This window comes from Lactobacillus kimbladii (genome assembly GCF_000970755.1).
In the GTDB taxonomy this organism is placed as follows: domain Bacteria; phylum Bacillota; class Bacilli; order Lactobacillales; family Lactobacillaceae; genus Lactobacillus; species Lactobacillus kimbladii.
Window position 1 is genome coordinate 1,627,204 of the sequence record NZ_KQ034007.1, and the last position, 17,805, is coordinate 1,645,008.

16 protein-coding genes and 1 tRNA gene are annotated in these 17,805 nt (G+C 37.1%); 1 reads left to right on the forward strand and 16 read right to left on the reverse strand.

The genetic code is table 11. The features are described 5' to 3' along the window. Window positions 1–82: 82 nt before the first annotated feature. The 7 genes from JF75_RS08120 to JF75_RS08150 form a co-directional block, all read right to left on the reverse strand. Complete coding sequence (locus JF75_RS08120) at window positions 83–616, reverse strand: helix-turn-helix domain-containing protein (RefSeq protein ID WP_046324190.1); 534 nt, start codon at window positions 614–616, stop codon at window positions 83–85. Window positions 617–707: 91 nt separating this feature from the next. After that, entirely contained in the window at window positions 708–1,646 is a 939-nt protein-coding gene (locus tag JF75_RS08125; protein ID WP_046332575.1) for a nucleoside hydrolase, read from the reverse strand. 9 nt (window positions 1,647–1,655) lie between these two features. Continuing rightward, on the reverse strand, window positions 1,656–2,612 hold the full coding sequence (locus tag JF75_RS08130) for an ABC transporter permease (RefSeq protein WP_046332576.1): 957 nt from the start codon (window positions 2,610–2,612) through the stop codon (window positions 1,656–1,658). Then, complete coding sequence (locus tag JF75_RS08135; RefSeq protein WP_046332577.1) at window positions 2,609–3,757, reverse strand: ABC transporter permease; 1,149 nt, start codon at window positions 3,755–3,757, stop codon at window positions 2,609–2,611. The genes JF75_RS08130 and JF75_RS08135 overlap by 4 nt, the downstream gene beginning before the upstream one ends. Continuing rightward, window positions 3,750–5,285: an ABC transporter ATP-binding protein gene (locus JF75_RS08140; protein WP_046332578.1), complete on the reverse strand. Its 1,536-nt coding sequence runs from the start codon at window positions 5,283–5,285 to the stop codon at window positions 3,750–3,752. The genes JF75_RS08135 and JF75_RS08140 overlap by 8 nt, the downstream gene beginning before the upstream one ends. 74 nt (window positions 5,286–5,359) lie before the next feature. Then, the gene (locus tag JF75_RS08145; RefSeq protein WP_046332579.1) at window positions 5,360–6,430 is read right to left on the reverse strand and encodes a BMP family lipoprotein; all 1,071 of its coding nucleotides are present in this window, start codon (window positions 6,428–6,430) and stop codon (window positions 5,360–5,362) included. A 119-nt stretch (window positions 6,431–6,549) separates the two neighbouring features. Then, window positions 6,550–7,641: a BMP family lipoprotein gene (locus JF75_RS08150; protein WP_046332580.1), complete on the reverse strand. Its 1,092-nt coding sequence runs from the start codon at window positions 7,639–7,641 to the stop codon at window positions 6,550–6,552. 294 nt (window positions 7,642–7,935) lie between these two features. On the opposite strand from JF75_RS08150, the gene JF75_RS08155 reads away from it, so the two are divergent. Then, window positions 7,936–8,466, forward strand: a complete 531-nt coding sequence (locus JF75_RS08155; RefSeq protein ID WP_046332581.1) for a methylated-DNA--[protein]-cysteine S-methyltransferase — start codon at window positions 7,936–7,938, stop codon at window positions 8,464–8,466. Between the two features lie 60 nt (window positions 8,467–8,526). Here the strand turns inward: JF75_RS08155 and JF75_RS08160 are convergent, their stop codons facing one another. The 9 genes from JF75_RS08160 to JF75_RS08200 form a co-directional block, all read right to left on the reverse strand. Continuing rightward, complete coding sequence (locus JF75_RS08160) at window positions 8,527–9,180, reverse strand: HD domain-containing protein (protein ID WP_046332582.1); 654 nt, start codon at window positions 9,178–9,180, stop codon at window positions 8,527–8,529. A gap of 288 nt (window positions 9,181–9,468) precedes the next feature. After that, complete coding sequence (locus JF75_RS08165) at window positions 9,469–10,302, reverse strand: hypothetical protein (RefSeq protein ID WP_046332583.1); 834 nt, start codon at window positions 10,300–10,302, stop codon at window positions 9,469–9,471. Window positions 10,303–10,426: 124 nt separating this feature from the next. Then, window positions 10,427–10,499, reverse strand: a tRNA-Thr gene (locus tag JF75_RS08170). A 63-nt stretch (window positions 10,500–10,562) separates the two neighbouring features. Then, entirely contained in the window at window positions 10,563–10,886 is a 324-nt protein-coding gene (locus JF75_RS08175; protein WP_084605812.1) for a heavy metal-binding domain-containing protein, read from the reverse strand. A gap of 87 nt (window positions 10,887–10,973) precedes the next feature. Next, entirely contained in the window at window positions 10,974–11,369 is a 396-nt protein-coding gene (locus JF75_RS08180; RefSeq protein WP_046332585.1) for an NUDIX domain-containing protein, read from the reverse strand. A gap of 112 nt (window positions 11,370–11,481) precedes the next feature. Then, entirely contained in the window at window positions 11,482–12,747 is a 1,266-nt protein-coding gene (tyrS, locus tag JF75_RS08185) for a tyrosine--tRNA ligase (protein WP_046332586.1), read from the reverse strand. Between the two features lie 270 nt (window positions 12,748–13,017). Further along, entirely contained in the window at window positions 13,018–15,990 is a 2,973-nt protein-coding gene (locus JF75_RS08190) for an LTA synthase family protein (RefSeq protein WP_046332587.1), read from the reverse strand. A 36-nt stretch (window positions 15,991–16,026) separates the two neighbouring features. After that, window positions 16,027–16,647, reverse strand: a complete 621-nt coding sequence (locus tag JF75_RS08195; protein ID WP_141639351.1) for a glycerol-3-phosphate acyltransferase — start codon at window positions 16,645–16,647, stop codon at window positions 16,027–16,029. After that, window positions 16,647–17,768, reverse strand: a complete 1,122-nt coding sequence (locus JF75_RS08200) for an LCP family glycopolymer transferase (RefSeq protein WP_046332589.1) — start codon at window positions 17,766–17,768, stop codon at window positions 16,647–16,649. Before JF75_RS08200 ends, JF75_RS08195 begins: the two co-directional genes overlap by 1 nt. Between the last annotated feature and the right edge of the window lie 37 nt (window positions 17,769–17,805).

A 17,805-nucleotide genomic window follows, 5' to 3' on the forward strand; every position in this document is an offset into this window, starting at 1 on the left:
TTGCGCGGGTGATACTCGTAGGTGCTCTTGGCTAAAAAGCTATAGTGCAATAGTTCTTGCAGTTGATAGTTGTGCTCATGCCTTAGCTCTTGGATGATGGTCCGTTCTTCTTGCGTTGAGCGTCTTTGCGCCGAGCTAAGGCTTCGACTTTTTTTAGGTAGTCGTTCTCAATGTGGAGCTGACGGTTTTCTAAGCGCAGCCGTTCTAATTCAGATAACTCGCTGCTGGTATACTTAACTGGTTTTTTAGGCAATTTGTTCATTGGTGGTCGTCCTCGTTTGGTAAAGAGCGCATCAAGCCCGCCTTCGTCAAAACGTTTTTGCCAAGTACAAATTAAGCTGGGTGTGGCAATTTTGAAGTGAATGGCGGTATTTTGATAGGTCTCGTCATGTTCTTTTCTCCAGTTTAAGACTTGGAGCTTGAATTGACCATGATAATTTTGCGAGGTGTGCCGAATTTCTAGGCCCTTAACGCCAAAGTGCTGGTATTGCGCAGCCCAGGTATCAATTAGTTGATGTGATCCGGTGCCAATCATTTGCGCCACAGAACGGCTGCTGTAGCCTTCTTTGAGCAAGTTAAGCGCTTGTAATTTTTGTTTGACGGTAAATTTAACCATAGTAAAACCCTCCAGTTGGATTTTTGTCCAATCTCGAGGGTTAACTTCATTCGTTTTTGAATTTCGACTTTTTATTTATTACAAATATTAATTACTTACTTCGTAGTAATAATTCATCAAATTTTTTAAAGAATAAATCTTTATTTGCTTTAGTTACCAAAGTAATTTCGCGTCCGTTAGGATCATCTTCCATTCGTCCTGCAGCCAATCCCTGTGTAATTACCTTTACTCTGTGCTTTTCAGTAGCCAAAACGACTTCCGGATAAAGAGCACTAATTGTCGTTAATACATCCCAAAAATAAAGTTGCGAGCTTGGAATTGGGGGATTAACCAGCAGACAATAACCTTGCGCAACCAAATCTACAGCTGGATGTGCACGCATACTGGCCCAATGCATCCTTAATTCATCAGTTAATGGCAATTCTTCACTACTTTCAAGACCAATAATTTGCATAGGAATATTTGATTTCAGAACCCTATCGACAGCAAACGGATCCCAAAAGGCATTCCATTCTTGCGTACCATCAACATTAACCTGAACAACATTACCATGACCATCAAGAGAACCGCCCATCCAGTATAGCCGCTCAATTTTATCCGCAATTTGGGGATTAGTATCCAGCGCACGAGCCAAGTCGGTTAAGGGTCCCGTCATAACTAAAGTAACAGGTTGCTTTGCTGCCAAAATCTTTTCAACCATATCCAAATGAGCTGGTTTCGCTGCCATTTTAGTAATCATTTTTCCAGATTCGTTTAATAATGGCAGATAATTAAATGAATATGCCGCTTTACGCCAAGCTTCTGGAAACTGATTGACAGCTCTTGAATCTGATTTGGCGATTTCTAATTGATCGCCCCTTAAGTTAAACCGGTCTGTCATCTTACGACACACCTCAACGGCTGGGTCAACGTAACCATCCGCATCAATTGCACCAACGCCAATTAATTTAATATCCGGTGCTTGCAAGAGTAACAAGTATGATACTAAATCATCAATATTACCGTCATGATTAAAATAAATTTCTTTCATTATTCTTTCCTATTTTGACTTAATATAGTTCTGACCATCTGCTGCAGGAGCAACAGATTTTCCAAAGAACAAAACTAAAACTAAAATGGTAATTACGTAAGGAGCAATCTGCATATAAACAGCAGGAATGTGACTAAAGAATGGTAGCTGATTGCCAATAATACTGATACTTTGAGCAAAACCAAAGAAGAGCGAAGCCATCATTGCCCCTAGTGGGTTCCATTTACCAAAGATCATGGCTGCTAACGCCATAAAGCCTTGTCCCACAATAGTAGAAACTGAAAAATTGCCTGAAATTGCTTCCGCAAAAACTGCTCCGCCAATTCCGCCTAAAAAGCCGGATATTAGCACGCCAGCGTAGCGCATACCATAAACATTGATCCCTAAAGTATCAGCTGCTTGGGGATTTTCACCACAGGAACGCAGACGTAGACCAAAGCGAGTTTTATACAAAATCCACCATAGTGCGATTGACACAATTATTGCCAGCCAGGCAGGTGCAGAAGTATTTTGAAAGAAAATTGGTCCAATGACAGGAATATTAGCAAGGCCGGGAAAACTAAAGTAGCCGAAACTCTGAGTAATATTTTCAGTTTGACCTTTATCATATATAGCTTTGACTAAAAACACTCCTAATGGTGGCGCCATAAGATTGAGGACAGTCCCACTGATGATGTGATCAGCGTGAAAATTAATGGTCGCTACAGCATGAAGCAGCGAAAACAATAAGCCAACAATACCCCCGACAAGAAGACCAATCCAAGGAGTTGCTTTACCAAAAGTAGAAGCAAAAGTCAGGTTAAACACAATGGCAGAAAAAGCGCCCATTGTCATTATTCCCTCAAGGCCAATGTTGGTAATACCTGAATTTTCACTATAAACACCGCCTAAAGCGGTAAAAATTAATGGTGCTGAATAGACAAAAGTCGATGACACAATTAAAGCTAAAATCGTAACTAAATTCATGAATTTTGTCCTCCCTGGGTCTTTGTAGAACTCACCGTAACGTTATGTGGTTCAGTTTCTTCAGTCGCTGTGTCTTTCTGAGTTTCTTTAGCCCTTTTAGTTTTAAACAGTAATCCAATGACATACTGAATAGCAACAAAGAATATGATAGCAGCAATTACTATTGAAACAATCTCATAAGGAATACCGGCAATAGTCTGCATCCCTAAGCCACCAATTTTTAAAATTGAAAATAATAGTGAAGCCAGTAAAATGCCAACGGCCGTCCCGCCACCAAGAAGAGCAACGGACAGACCATCCCAGCCGATATCTAAGCTAGTTGTTTGAGTGAAATAATTTTGATATGTACCAAGACCTTGAACAACACCGCCTAAGCCGGCAAAACCACCTGATAATAGCATAGACAGCATGATATTCTTTTTGGCAGACATTCCGGCATAGCGACTAGCTGCAGCATTAGTACCAACCGAACGAATTTCAAAACCAGTAGTAGTCTTTTTCATTAAATACCAATATAAAAAGACCGCAACCAAAGCAATAAAAATTCCCGCATTAATCCGCGAATCGCCAAACATGGAACTGAGCCAATCAATCTTCAAGCTGCCGTTAGCAGTAATTGTTTTAGTAGTATCCGTATCAATGCGCAATTTTGCCGACATTACTTGCTGCATTAAATACTGACAGGAATAAAGCACAATATAGTTAATCATAATGGTTGTAATTACTTCGTTAGTACCAAATTGAGCACGCAGCCAGCCGGCAACACCGGCAACAAGTGCACCAGCAATAATACCGGTAATTACAGCCAGTGGCAGTAAAAATACTTTAGGCATGTTCGGATTAGCCAAAACTACCCAAATAGATGACAGCCAACCCGCTTGTGCCTGACCGGGCAAACCAATATTGAAAAAGCCAGCAGTAGAAGCAATGGCAAATCCAATAGCGGTAAAAATCAACGGCGTGGCTTCACGAATTGTTTCACCTATGCCGTTCATGTTTCCTAACGCACTGGAAAACATTGAAGCATACGCTTGAAACGGATTGTAGCTCCAAACCAGCATGATGATTGCTCCAACTAAAAAGCCTGCCAAAATAGAAATGATTGGTACTAAGATTTTCTTGGTTTTTAGTGTTACTTTAAGCAAATGCGCTGCCTTCTTTCTTAACGCCGGTCATTAACAAACCTAATTCTTCATCGCTAGTATTTTCTGGCTTGACTTCACCTGAAATTCTACCATCGTGAAGTACAATAATACGATCAGACAGTTGCATTATTTCATCAAGCTCATATGATATTAACAAAATTGCTTTGCCTTGAGCTCTTTCGTTTAAAAGCTGATTATGAATGTATTCAATAGCACCAACATCAAGGCCACGGGTCGGTTGAAACGCAATAACTAAATTACTGTTGCGACTTAATTCACGGGCAATTATCACTTTTTGTTGATTACCACCAGATAAATCACTCACAGGCATTCTTTCGCTGGTCGTTCTGATATCAAATTGCTTAATCAATTTCTGGGCATGTTCGTGAATGACATCGTAGTGCATGACGTTGTGACGTGAAAATGGCTCTTGATAATAAGTTTGCAGGGCTAAATTATCTGAAACCGAAAAAGGCAGAATCAAACCATATTTTTGCCGGTCTGCTGGAATATATGACACGCCCTTTTCGGTTATTTGCCGTACCTTGCGATTAGTCATATCTTCGCCGTCAATTATGATTTTGCCAGAGTCAACGTGTTGTAAACCGGTTAAGGCCCTGACAAGCTCATCCTGACCGTTGCCGTCAATACCAGCGACTCCCAAAATTTCGCCAGCATGCAAATTAAAAGATAGCCCTTTAACTACAGCAACATTTTGCTTGTTTTTTACATGCAGGTCTTCAACTTGCAACATTGTGCGTCCAACTTTTTCTGTGGGCTTATTAACCTGCATGTTAACGTGACGACCCACCATCAATTCTGCCAGACGATTGTTATCAACATTAGCAACGGCAAATGTGCCCACGCTTTGACCAGCACGAATCACAGTTACACGATCAGCTGCTCGTTCAATTTCTTCCAGCTTATGCGTGATTAAAATAATTGACTTACCCTCTTTTGCGAGTTCATGCAGAATTTGAATGAATTCAGTAATTTCCTGCGGAGTTAAAACGGCAGTAGGCTCATCAAAAATCATGATGTCAGCACCGCGGTATAGAACTTTCAATATTTCTACTCTCTGCTGTTGGGCCACTGTAATCTCACTAATCTTTTTCTGAGGATCAACGTTTAAGTTATAGCGCTCAGATAAAGTTTTAATCTGCTTTTCAGCCTTTTTGAAATCCAGTTTAGGTCCCTTGGTTGTTTCATGACCCAAAATAATATTTTCCAAAACTGTAAAGGACTCCATCAACATAAAGTGCTGGTGTACCATACCGATTCCTAGATCTTTTGCGATAGTCGGATTTTTAATATTAACCTTTTGCTCGCGGACTTTGATTGTACCTGAAGTGGGCTGAATCAGTCCTGATAAAATACTCATTAGAGTCGATTTACCAGCACCGTTTTCTCCTAAAAGAGCCAATATTTCGCCCTTTCTTAAAGTCAGATTAATATCATTATTGGCTTTAAAGCCATTAAAATCCTTCACAATATGGCGCATTTCTATTACGTTCGTCATATCTTCCATTTTATGTAAATTTCCTTTTTCGTAAAAAACTCTTTGCATAAATTTACACAAAGAGTTTTAATCAATAATTTACTTTAATTTTGCGCTACAGTAATTTTTCCGGAAACTATTTGTTGTTTGGCCTTTTCCACTGCCAGCCATGCCTTTGGTGTAAGATTGCCCTTAGTAATGGAAACACCATTGCCTTTTAAGGAGTAGACAAGATGCTTTCCTCCTGGAAACTTCCCTTTAGCCGCATCGTCAGCCAAGGATTTAGTTGCAACGTTTAGTCCCTTCAATACTGAAGTTAAAGTAAAGTTAGCCTTTTTACCATCCTTAGTTTTATAGTTACCTAGATTTTGCTGGTCAACATCTACACCAATCACCCAAACCTTGTTACTTTCAGGTTTAGTTTGATTTAGGGCTTTAGCTTCTTGGAAGACTCCGCTACCGGCTGAACCTGCAGCCTGGAATACTACATCACATTTATTAGCATACATTGACTGAGCAATTGATTTAGCTTTATCGTTTGAAGTAAAGTTGCCGATATACTGTACGCTGACATTGATCTTTTTATGCTGAGCTTTAGCAGCGTCTTTTACGCCTTGCTTGAAACCAGCTTCAAAAGTATCAATAATAGCTGACTTAGCTCCTCCGATAAAACCAACTTTGTTAGTTTTAGTTGAATAAGCAGCAGCCACACCACCTAAATATGATGACTCATTACTCTTGAATGTCACGGAAGCCACATTTTTTTGACCAGTAATCACATCGTCAACAATTACAAAATTTTTCTTAGGATTCTTTTTAGCAGCAGCTTTAACCGAATCTTTTAACATATAGCCAATACCAAATATCGTTTGGTAACCAGATTTTGCAGCCTGATTAAAGTTAGGCGTATAGTCAGTAGCACTGCTAGATTGGAAATACTGATAGCCTTTACCTTGCTTGAGATTATGTTCTTTACCATAATCTTTAAAGCCGGCCCATGCAGCCTGGTTAAAGGACTGGTCGTTAATACCATTGCTATCAGTAATTAAAGCAATACTGTCCTTCTTGTTCTGATTGCTTGTTCCCTGCTTTTTTCCCGAGCAAGCATTCAAAACTAAAGTAAATGATGCCATTAAAAATCCTAATGACAAAAATTTCGTAAATTTCTTACCCATTAATTTTACCCTCCACAAAATACGAACTTTTCATAGTTAATATTATAATAAAATACGTATTAATTCAAGAAATATTTTTTTGTGGTTGATTATAGGTAAAAATGTTGGCATATTGCGAACTATTTACTTGGATGAATTGGCACTTTGATATTACCCTTAATAATTTCTGTACGAGCTTTACGTGAATATTGCCAAGCTTTAGCACTAATTTGTCCGCGTTTGATCGAAACCCCGTTAGTTTTTAAACCATAAACCAGTTGTTGACCACCTGGGAATTTACCTTCATAAGCACGGTTAGAAATATCTCGGGTAGCAACATTGACACCAGTAATCACAGAAGTCAAAACAAAGTTATCTTTTTTACCATCTTTAGTTTTATAGTTGCCTAAATGTGATTGATCAGAGTCAACACCAATAGCCCAGACTTTTTTAGCACCTGTTCTAGTTTGATTAATAGATTTAGCTTCTTGGAACAGACCATTGCCTGCTAAACCAGAAGCATGAAAAATAATATCAGCTTTTTTAGCGTACATTGACTGAGCAATGGCTTTTTCTTTGTCTGCACTCTTAAAATCACCCACATACTGATTTAGCAGTGTAATTTTTTTATGCAGCTTTTTGGCTTGATCATTAACACCTTTAGTAAAACCAGCATCAAACAAGTCAATAATATTGCCATGGGCACCACCAATGAAACCAATGACGTTGGTCTTTGTTTCAGTTGCTGCTACAACACCCGCTAAGTAAGAAGCTTGCTCACTCTTGAAATTGGCGGAGGCCACATTCTTCTGCCCCTTAATTACTTCGTCAACAATAACGTAGTTCTTTTTAGGATTCTTTTTAGCAGCTGCTTTGACAGCGTCTTTTAAGCTATAGCCAATACCAAAAATTGTCTGATAGCCAGCTTTGCTTGCTTGATCAAAATTAGGTTCAAAATCTGCAGCACTGCCAGATTGAAAATACTGGTAGCCATTACGTCCACGACTAAGATTATGATCCTGACCATATTCTTTAAAGCCTTGCCAAGCTGACTGATTAAAAGAATTATCATTAACACCAGCAGTATCAGTAATTAACGCAATTGAGTGTTTGGCACTGCTGCTCGAATTGCTAGTGCCACCCTGTTTTTTACCAGAGCATGCTGTAAGCGTTAAACCTACCGCAACTGCCACAGCACTAATGGAAAAGATTTTTCTAAATTTTGACTTCATTTTGTGACCTCCTAATTTATACAGTAATTAACATACCACATCTGGTAGCATTGTCAAAAATCAACTACAAGATAAAGTATTGATCTGATAGCATTCCTGTTTTTTCATGAAAACGAAATTAAGCTTTACTCATAATGTTTTGTATACCACAAATAAAAAAGTTGAAATTTTCGTATAGAACCGGTTGAGCTAATAAAACTTCTGCCAGTTTTAGTGTTAAAAATTGAAATCACCTATTGTTCAAGAACTAACGTATAATACAATAAAAAAGTTATTTATTGCGGAAGAAATAAAATGAAGCTCTATCAAAATTTTTTCGAATCAAAATTAGGAACATTGACGCTTTTGAGTAATGATAGCCACCTCTTAGGATTATGGTTTAACGGGCAAAAATATTTTGGTGCCAGCTATGATTTGAATAATGCTGAAGTCGTTGTAACTAGACCTATCAGGCAAGCTCAAAAATGGTTAACTGCCTATTTTGTTGGCCAAAATCCTGATCCATTTGCCGTACCAATCAAACCTAATGTGTCGGCTTTTGGTCAAAAAGTGCTTAAAGAACTACAAAGAGTGCCTTATGGTGAAGTAATCACTTATAAAGAATTATCTAATCGCGTGCAAAAAGGGCAAAATAAGGTAAATAAGGCTCGTGCAATTGGCAATGCTGTTGGACACAATCCTATTAGCTTAATCATTCCCTGCCACCGTGTAATTGGCAGTGATGGGTCTTTAACCGGTTATGCCGGGGGGCTTGATCGTAAAAAAGCTCTACTAAAAATGGAAAATCCCCTAAGCAAATTTTCCAGTCAACTGGACTTGCTATGATTTTAATGTTTGCCTTTTCAAAAAGAGCAAAATAAAAAGCCACATATGGCTACATGCAGCTTAGACATTCCATTCTTTCATAAACTCTTTCACATAATTACGCATAAATTCCGTTCTTTTTTGCGCTTCCTTTTTACCACCAGCAGTATTCATTAAATCAGCCAATTGAAACAGTTTTTCATAAAAATGGTTAATTGTTGTTTCTGTATGTTCACGATATTGATCATGACTTACAAGCTTCTGTGGTTTGATTCTGGGGTCGTATATAACATTGCCATGAGCACCGCCATATGTAAACGCACGGGCGATGCCAATTGCACCCAAACTTTCAATGCGATCAGCATCTTGTACATATTCTCCTGATACTGGCAATTGATAATGATGCTCTATATTAGCGGAAAAAGACATATGTTGCATAGTGAATAAAATATCTTTGACTTCTAGGGAAGTAAAACCCACTTTAGGAAGCAGCTCTTTAATGTTGGTAAGAACTTGATTAGGGTCAGCACAAATTTTTTCATCAATAGTGTCATGTAAATATCCTGCAGTTTTAATAATAGCCACCATACGGCTATCTTCATGTGCATCAGGATTATCCTGCAAATACATTTTACTGGCCAGGTGAGCTACTCGCTGTCCATGATAAAAATCATGTCCTGTTTTTTCATCTTGCAGCTGCTCTTTGACAAATGCAGTTACTCTAGTTATATCCAAGTTAAATTCCTTTCTAATTTGTAAAATACCTTTTTATAAAATAAGCAGTTTCGAAAAGGCTTGGTTTCTACTTAGGCAAATTTAAAGTCTCTAAACCCCAAAATGCTTAATTACTACTTACTGTGTAAATTGTTTTTACCCTTTTATACTCAAAAAAAGATAGACATTAAATATAGTAAATCATACTACTAGTCTAACAGTCTATCTCATTTTATTAGTTTAACCAATTTTATTTTCTAACGAGCAAGCACAGTCGTTAAATCAGTCCTCTTATCTTTTTACTCGTATTTAAATATTTAGCTTTTTATGAGCGGGCTTGAATTTATGACTCTTAGTAATTGTACCGATGTGATCATAAGTCACAGTTGCTCGTTTAAATTGACTCAAATCTTTAGTTTTAATATAACTAACAATCAATTCACCATTTGCGACATAGTTATAAAGGGGATAATAGTTTTCATAAGTATTTGTCCCATCAACTCTGAATTTAATCGGTGTACGCCCAATCCAAAAGCCTTTGTGTTTTCCTTTGGTTTGACCATCTTGCTTCAAAGAAACAGTAAATGTGGCAGCTTCCTTATTACTATAAATAATATTTTCTTTAGTTAACGTCTTACCATATTGATGATCAGTTTCACTATAACCATTATAAGCATTAGCTAAAGATCCATTGTAATCGTGAACTACAGCATGTCCTTTTTTAAACTTGTAGCCATAAGGTACATGACAATATGCAGCTGGAATTATATATTTCTTTTTGCCATCCTTTTCCTTAATATTACTAATAAAATAGCGCGTGCCGTTGATCGTTCCGGCACCTATAAAAATATCCCAATCATCAACTCCTGGATCAGATTTAGTTTGCAATAGTTTATGTGATGTTAAATGACGATATGCTTCAACGTTATCGCCAGGAATAAAGCTGGCATACCACTTTCTTGCCTTAATATAATGAGCACCAGGCTTTTTAGAAAGTTTCTGCAATTTGTTATAATCTTTTGTCGTGGCAACCGGCAAAGATTTTGCCGAAATCGCTTGAGCACTTGCGCCTAATGCAGCAGAACCGATAGTTAACATCGCTCCTGCGATCAACATTTTCTTGAATAATTTAATTTTCTTCATAGTAAATAAACTTCCTTACTTAAAATCTATGTTAATAAGTCTCCCATTATAAAATTTACGTCTTATACTATTAGTTATATAATTAGCCAGTAATTTAAGCAATATCAAAAAGCAAATTAATTAAAGCCACTTCCCAGATTTGAACTGAGGACCTCCTCCTTACCACGGCGGTGCTCTACCTCCTGAGCTAAAGTGGCAAATCAATAACCAATAAAAAAGCATTCACTCTCATGGAGCGAATACTTCAAATAATACTATATCTATTCGTTGTCTGCAATAAATCTTACAGCTGTGCCATAAGCAACAACAGACTGCATATCGCCGCTAATCGAACTAGAATCAAAGCGCATCATTACAATTGCATCTGCTCCTTTATCTTCTGCAGCTTGTCGCAATCTTTCCAAAGCTTGATTGCGAGAATCTTCCAACATCTTGGTGTAACTGTGAATTTCACCACCCACTACGGATTTTAATCCCGCGCCAAAATTTTTAACAAAATTTTTGGACTGAGTTGTTAAGCCAAACACTTCACCAATAATTTCATACTTTCTACCAGGGATATTTTCGGTAGTAGTTACTAACATTTCTCTGTCAGCCATTTTTACTCTCCTATCTGAATATCCAGATAAATATTTTACTAACATAATAGTACGAAATTACCGCAATTTTTGTCAAATTAGAGTTACTATTTTGGCAGCTATTTCAGGCGGCATTAAATTAATCTTTGTTACCTCTTTAACAGTTATCCATTCTGGTTGATAAACATTATCGCTGCTCGCCCGCTCTCTTTCTTCACCACTGATTTTAGGTGCAACTGAATAAGGGATTTCAGTGTAAAAGAATTCTTCATACTCTTTTCCTTTATATTTAAAAAAATGCATCAGATCATTTGGTTTTAGGTGGATATTTAGCTCTTCATTTATTTCTCTTATTGCAGTATCTATTGGAGTTTCATTCTTCTCTGCACCACCACCAGGTATTACCCAATAGTTACGACCATTTTTAAATCTGTGGATTAATAAAACAGCCTTATTTTCTTTATTATAAAGTATTACGCGTGCACGCATTTTTATCCTCCTCTTTAAATTCAGAACAGAAATTAAAGTGCTTTTTATTATACACTTTATAATTCACAACTAAAAACAGTCTATTGCCATCTTTGCAACAGACTGTTTTAGACTAATCTTTAATTGTAACTAAAGTATATTTTCTTTTACCTTTGCGAATAATGACATATTTGCCGTCAAAAGCCTTAGACGGATCAACTTCAAAATTCACTGACTGCTCACGATCACCATTCACATAAATTGCCCCATTGGTAACATCTTCTCGAGCCTGGCGCTTAGAAGATTCAATTTTAGTGTCAACCAAGAAGTCCACAATATTTTTGCTCTGAGATGTTGATTCGGCTGCAGGCGCGCTCTTTAAGCCCTGCTTAATCTGCTTAACTGACAGGTTTTTAATATCTCCAGAAAACAAAGCATCTGTAATCATTTCTGCTTCCTTTAAGCCTGCTTCTCCGTGAACGAATTTTGTCACTTCTCTAGCTAATGTCTTTTGCGCTGTCCTCTTCCACGGTTCAGTTTTAACTTGCTCTGCCAGATCATCAATTTCATCATGACTAAGAAAAGTAAAGTACTTCAAATATTTAACAACGTCACGATCATCCTGATTGATCCAGAATTGGTAAAATTCGTAAGGACTGGTCTTTTCCGGATCAAGCCAAACCGCACCACCTGCTGATTTACCAAATTTAGTACCATCGGCTTTTAGCATTAATGGAATAGTCAAGCCAAAAGCCTGTCTGTCTGATCCCATTAATTTATGGATTAAATCAATTCCCGCTGTGATATTGCCCCATTGATCACTACCACCAATTTGCATTTGAACACCATAATTTTTATTTAACTGGTAGAAATCAATGGCCTGCAAAATTTGGTAAGAAAATTCGGTAAAGGAAATACCATTTTCTAAACGACTGGCAACAACGTCTTTATTGATCATGTTATTAACTTGGAAGTGCTTGCCATATTCACGCAAGAATTCGATTAAACTTAATTTATCAAGCCACTCAGCATTATTAACAATTTCAAAGTTATCAGTGCCAAACAATTTTTCCATTTGCTTAGTCAGAGCAAGTTCATTTTCATGCAATTTTTCTGCACTAAGAAGAACCCTCTCTGACTTACGTCCAGACGGGTCACCAATTGTTCCTGTACCGCCCCCAATCACAATTACAGGGTGATATCCAGCCAGTTGAAATCTTTTCAAAATCATGAAAGGAATAAGATGCCCGATATGTAGCGAATCACCAGTAGGATCAGTGCCACAATAAAGGGCTAAGTCGTCGTGATCTTGTAAATATTTGGTCAGTCCAGCTTCATCAGTCTGCTGGTTAATCGCTCCACGCCATTTTAAGTCTGCTAAAATATCAAAGTTTGCCATCTTTCTTCCTCCAATAAAAAAGTCCCTAGATTCGTTTAGGAATCTAGGGACGACTAAATACTTTTCAGCCGTGGTACCACCCACGTTCGCACTTTAACAACAAGTGCCTTAATGACGGTCTTTACGGGAACCACCCAACTCGTATTTCACTACCCTTAACCTGTCTAGCTCACACTAACCGCTAGTTCTCTGAACGCTGAATCAAGGTGCTACTTAAATTTGTTATAAATGATAATACTCATCTTTTCTTAATAAGTCAATACAATTTTGTTACTTATAAAAGCCTTTAATCTTTAAACCATAAGCTTTACCAGCCGTCATATCGTATTGAACAGCCTCATAATCGGCTAAAATTTCTTGCTGTTTCTTAGTCAAATATTTCGGTTCTATTACTTGTCCTTGCCTTCCAATTAACTCGAAGCCTTTATCACCTTTAAAGTTAATTGTTATTGCCGGTAATTTCTTATGAACTTCAGTTAACAGAGCCTGGTAAGGAGTAACTTTCGAATCTGTCTGTTCCAGCATCATTGCAATAAAGTCACTTGAACTGACGAAATTATTAGCCTTGCGTGGCAGTCTAGTTTTAGCACCATGTTGACGGGCGTATTTATTTGAATAGATAAAGTAGCGCGTTGAGTGCATTTGTACCGGATATTTAGCAGTATAACTTTGAGAAAGGATGCTTGGATAGTGATCACCGTAAAAGACCAACGTAATTGGCTTTTTAATTTGATCAATTTGCTGGATAAACTGCTTAACTGCCTTGTCAGTGTATTGCGTTCCCTTAACGTAAGTAGCCATTTGATCACGAACTGCTGGCGATTTGAATAACTCTCCTGAAATCTTGCCCATGTATTCGTTATTTGGATACCAATTGTTATATGGCATGTGGTTTTGAATTGAAATCAGGTTAATAAATTGTCCACCGTTACGCGAATTGATTTCTTTTAGACCATTTGCGTAAGTGGTAAAGTCTGAGTTATAACCACTCTTGCCTAATTTCTTTTGGTCAATAATCTTATATTTCGAACCCAAAAAGATAAATTTGTCAAATTTGAATCTATGGTAGTCTTCCTGTCTGGAATAATACGTGCCAATAAACGGGTGAACCGCAGATTTATAATCAAAATTCATTCCTATTGTTGGATAGAAATCATAATTAGGTACCACTTGAACATAGGGCGTCAAGGTAGATTTAAACATACCCATGTTTAATCCAGTTAAAGTTTCCCATTCCATGTTGGCAGTACCACCACCATAACCAGCACTCAGCATGTTGCCGTATGTCGAACGGGACTTCATTGATTGAATAAATTTAACTGGATTTGGAACATCGCGGTCAAGCCTAAATGTAGGGAAAGTACTTGGATCTACAAAGCTTTCACTCAAATTAAAGACAATAGTTTGATCTTTAAGAGTATTCTTCCGCTTCTTATTTATTTTAGCAGCAACTTTTTCATATTTATTGTTTAACTGCTTGATACTTGTTTCTGAATATCCTTCAGGTTGATCCATAATTTGCAAATCAATATAATTCAAAAAATTAAGTACAGGACCATTTACCTGGATATCACGTTCTGGATTGCGGAATCTTTGTTTATTATCAAAACCGCGATTAATATGATAGATAACACCACCATCATGGTTAAAACGCAATGGTGTGACAAATAATAATAAGCTTAAAAGTGCCCAAATACCGCGTCTCTTCCATGATCCCCGTTTTTTAACAGGGAATTTTAACTCTAAGAAAATGTCAAGTGCAATAATTACAATCAGTGCAACTAAAATTACAATAACAGTAGTTTTACCGATCATTGGAATTAAGGTCTTCCAATTGACAATTTCACTGATTTCAGTTGGATAAATTGGTTCACCACGAAGTAAGAGTTTAATCTTATTGGCAACAGCCCAACCGATCGCGATTATACTGACTAAAATGTTCGAAGTCCAATAGCGTGTAGTTACAAAGTAAAAGACAGAGAATAAGGCATCTAAAAAGATGGTAGTCAAGATCATGGCAAAGAATTTAGTGCCCAGAAGATAAACTATCGCATTAATTGTAGAAGCAGTACTAATTTGAATTCTTAAGTTATCAGATTCAATTAGGAAAGAACCAAAACTTAGAATATAAAACCAGGCCCAAGTAAGCAGATTTACCCTGTTAGTAACTACAAACTTAGTAAAGACTGCCCACACTTTTTCGCATACCTTAGCTAAATTAGGTTCGTTATCTAAATAATTAATTATTTTTGCAAACGGATTGATTTGGAATAAATAGCGATCGAGCAACTGATACCAAACAATCACAATTAAAAGCATAATAACAAGCATTATCAACTTGTTAATCATTGAGGAGCCAGTAAAATGGAATGCTCTCATAAATCTTGGTGAAATTGGCGCATCCATAATTATAATTACTGGAATAAAGAAACGCATCTGTTTTTTATTAAAAGTCATAATAACTTTTTTAAATAATAAGAAAACAGCTACTACCAGTAAAAACATGAATGGAGACGAAGGATTGTTTAAAAACTCCCTGTTCCAATCGCCACCTCCGTTACCGGAAATAATTTGTGACCAGTAAACAGCATCGAAACCAGAAACACCGATTACCACAATAAAGAAAGAAATAAAACCGCTAACTAAAGATAGGGTTAACAGCTTTTTGCTTATATGGATATTGGCTAAAAACATGCCCCAGGCAAAGAACAGAACTAAATAAAGACCATATAGCGAATATTGAAATGACAAATTACCAGCACTCAAAGCAAAACCCAGTAGCGTTAATAAAGTTAACACCAAGAGATTTTGTTTAACTGTCAATTTCCGTAAAAAGTCATACAAATGTGGCTGAATTAACAAACAAAAAATTAAACCTGAAAACAAAACTGATGTACTGGTAATGATCGGAAACAGCATGCCCCATATACGCCACATATTAAAACGAGCGGGAACTCTAAAGAAAAATACAATGTAATAGACGATTAAGGTCACACTGGCTAATAACCAGTATTTAAAACTTTCACTAACACTTTGTTTTTTCTTACTGTAAACAGCACCAAATATCATGGGAATAATCATTAAAGTCGCATTATGCAACATATTGGGCATATAACGGACAAATGAAAAATGTGCTCTGGCAGCAATTCCCTTCAAGTTGAACATTTGGACCAGCATGAACAGAGTTGCTACCAGCAGACAGATTATCTGGATGGCTTTTAGAGATTTTTTATTTTTATTCATATTTCTAGTTATTTTTCCTCACTAAAAATGATGCTATTAATTATTGCGCTTAATACCCAATTTTTTCTTAATTGAGTATAAAACATCAACCCTTTTTGCTTTTCCGGCAAAAAAGTCACGAAGATCATATCTAAATTTATAGACCATAACCAACGTCATAATCAATAATACGATTCCGGCTTCCTTAGTTGTTAAAAATTCATATAAACTGAACAATATTATAAAAATTATTGGTGGAACCGTCAAATTTTGTAATGTTATTAACAGGAAAAAGGCAATTAACAATGTAGCTGCGGCTATCGGTGTATCATATAGCGCTGCTACTATCACAGCGACCGTTACACCTTTGCCACCTTGGAAATGTTCCCAAAAAGGAAAGCAGTGACCCAGCATTAAGCCCAATCCGGCATATAGCAAAGCAATATTGTCCGAGAAGAAACAGTGTACTATTAAAAGGCAAATAAGAGTTTTTAGTATATCACCAACACAAGTTAATATACCCCATTTTTTCCCAAACACAGCTCCGACATTTGCAGTTCCCGGATTACCTGAACCTACCTTTGTCGGATCTTGATGCAAGGCAAAGCGGCAAATCAAAACCGCAGTAAGAAGACAGCCAAACCCATATCCAATAATGATTGACCACAAACGCATTATCAATAGTCACCTTCTTCCTGGTAACTTTGATCTTGATAATCCTCATATATATGATATTCTTGGCTATCAGGGTTTTTAAAACTGAAACCATCAGCTTTATTACGACTATTCTGATATGTTTCATTATTATTTATAGGCGTTTCAGATAAGCCAAGTTCTGTTCGTAGATAATCGGAGACTCGTTGTAATTCTTTAGTAGATTGTACCTGATAAGAAGAGCCTACTATTGTAGCATTGTGGCCATGAAGATAATCATTTTTTACGTTTTTAGTAGAATCACGATAATTAAAGGCGATCTGACGCAATGCATCAAAGGGCAAATTAGTTTTAAGATTTCCCGAAACTGACGATAATACTGAATCAATGCGCGTTAAAGTATTAATTGAAACTGATTTTTCTATGATAGTAGTAATCACTTGACGTTGCCGCTTTTGACGACCATAATCACCTTCCGGATCATCATAACGCATTCGTGAATATGCCAAAGCTCCGCCACCGCTCATATGAGTTAGCTGATTTTTCTTAAAAATATAGCCCCCATACTCAAAACTCAAAGTTGGCCTAATATTAATACCACCAACATAACGGATGAGACGCATAATGCCCTTCATATTTACTAAAACATAATACTTAATTGGTACATTGACTAACTTGGACACGCTTGCCATCGACATGGCAGCCCCACCAATGGGATAAGCTGCATTTATTTTTTCAACTTGAAATTGGTCAGCACCGACCATTTGGGCCATAGTGTCCCGTGGAACTGACATTAAGGTATAGCGCTTCTTTTGGGGATTAACAACAGCAATAATAATGGTATCAGTATTGCCCATCTTCTCTTTACGGTCGAGTGCTCCAGTATCGCTACCCAATAGCAACACTGCAAATTTTTTCTTACCGTTGAATTCACCATTTTGAATCTGCACACTGTTTTTAGCGTCGTATGCGTTGTCTACCGTATCTTTTGTGCGAAAATAAATATATGCTGAATACACGCAGACCGCCAAAGCCAAAAACGCAATAAAACATGATAACCACGTTAAAACACGCTTTTTTTTATGGTAATCTTTTGCATGTAATTCAACCCGACTTTTATCCGGATGATTATCGTTGTGATCCATAACTTTTACTTACCCAAATTTAAATTACAATGAGTAC

Excerpts from the sequence above, each read along its gene's own strand:
- JF75_RS08120 (WP_046324190.1), bottom strand. The coding sequence starts at position 616 with ATGGTTAAATTTACCGTCAAACAAAAATTACAAGCGCTTAACTTGCTC.
- JF75_RS08125 (WP_046332575.1), bottom strand. The coding sequence starts at position 1,646 with ATGAAAGAAATTTATTTTAATCATGACGGTAATATTGATGATTTAGTA.
- JF75_RS08130 (WP_046332576.1), bottom strand. The coding sequence starts at position 2,612 with ATGAATTTAGTTACGATTTTAGCTTTAATTGTGTCATCGACTTTTGTC.
- JF75_RS08140 (WP_046332578.1), bottom strand. The coding sequence starts at position 5,285 with ATGGAAGATATGACGAACGTAATAGAAATGCGCCATATTGTGAAGGAT.
- JF75_RS08145 (WP_046332579.1), bottom strand. The coding sequence starts at position 6,430 with ATGGGTAAGAAATTTACGAAATTTTTGTCATTAGGATTTTTAATGGCA.
- JF75_RS08150 (WP_046332580.1), bottom strand. The coding sequence starts at position 7,641 with ATGAAGTCAAAATTTAGAAAAATCTTTTCCATTAGTGCTGTGGCAGTT.
- JF75_RS08155 (WP_046332581.1), top strand. The coding sequence starts at position 7,936 with ATGAAGCTCTATCAAAATTTTTTCGAATCAAAATTAGGAACATTGACG.
- JF75_RS08165 (WP_046332583.1), bottom strand. The coding sequence starts at position 10,302 with ATGAAGAAAATTAAATTATTCAAGAAAATGTTGATCGCAGGAGCGATG.
- JF75_RS08175 (WP_084605812.1), bottom strand. The coding sequence starts at position 10,886 with ATGTTAGTAACTACTACCGAAAATATCCCTGGTAGAAAGTATGAAATT.
- JF75_RS08180 (WP_046332585.1), bottom strand. The coding sequence starts at position 11,369 with ATGCGTGCACGCGTAATACTTTATAATAAAGAAAATAAGGCTGTTTTA.
- tyrS (WP_046332586.1), bottom strand. The coding sequence starts at position 12,747 with ATGGCAAACTTTGATATTTTAGCAGACTTAAAATGGCGTGGAGCGATT.
- JF75_RS08190 (WP_046332587.1), bottom strand. The coding sequence starts at position 15,990 with ATGAATAAAAATAAAAAATCTCTAAAAGCCATCCAGATAATCTGTCTG.
- JF75_RS08200 (WP_046332589.1), bottom strand. The coding sequence starts at position 17,768 with ATGGATCACAACGATAATCATCCGGATAAAAGTCGGGTTGAATTACAT.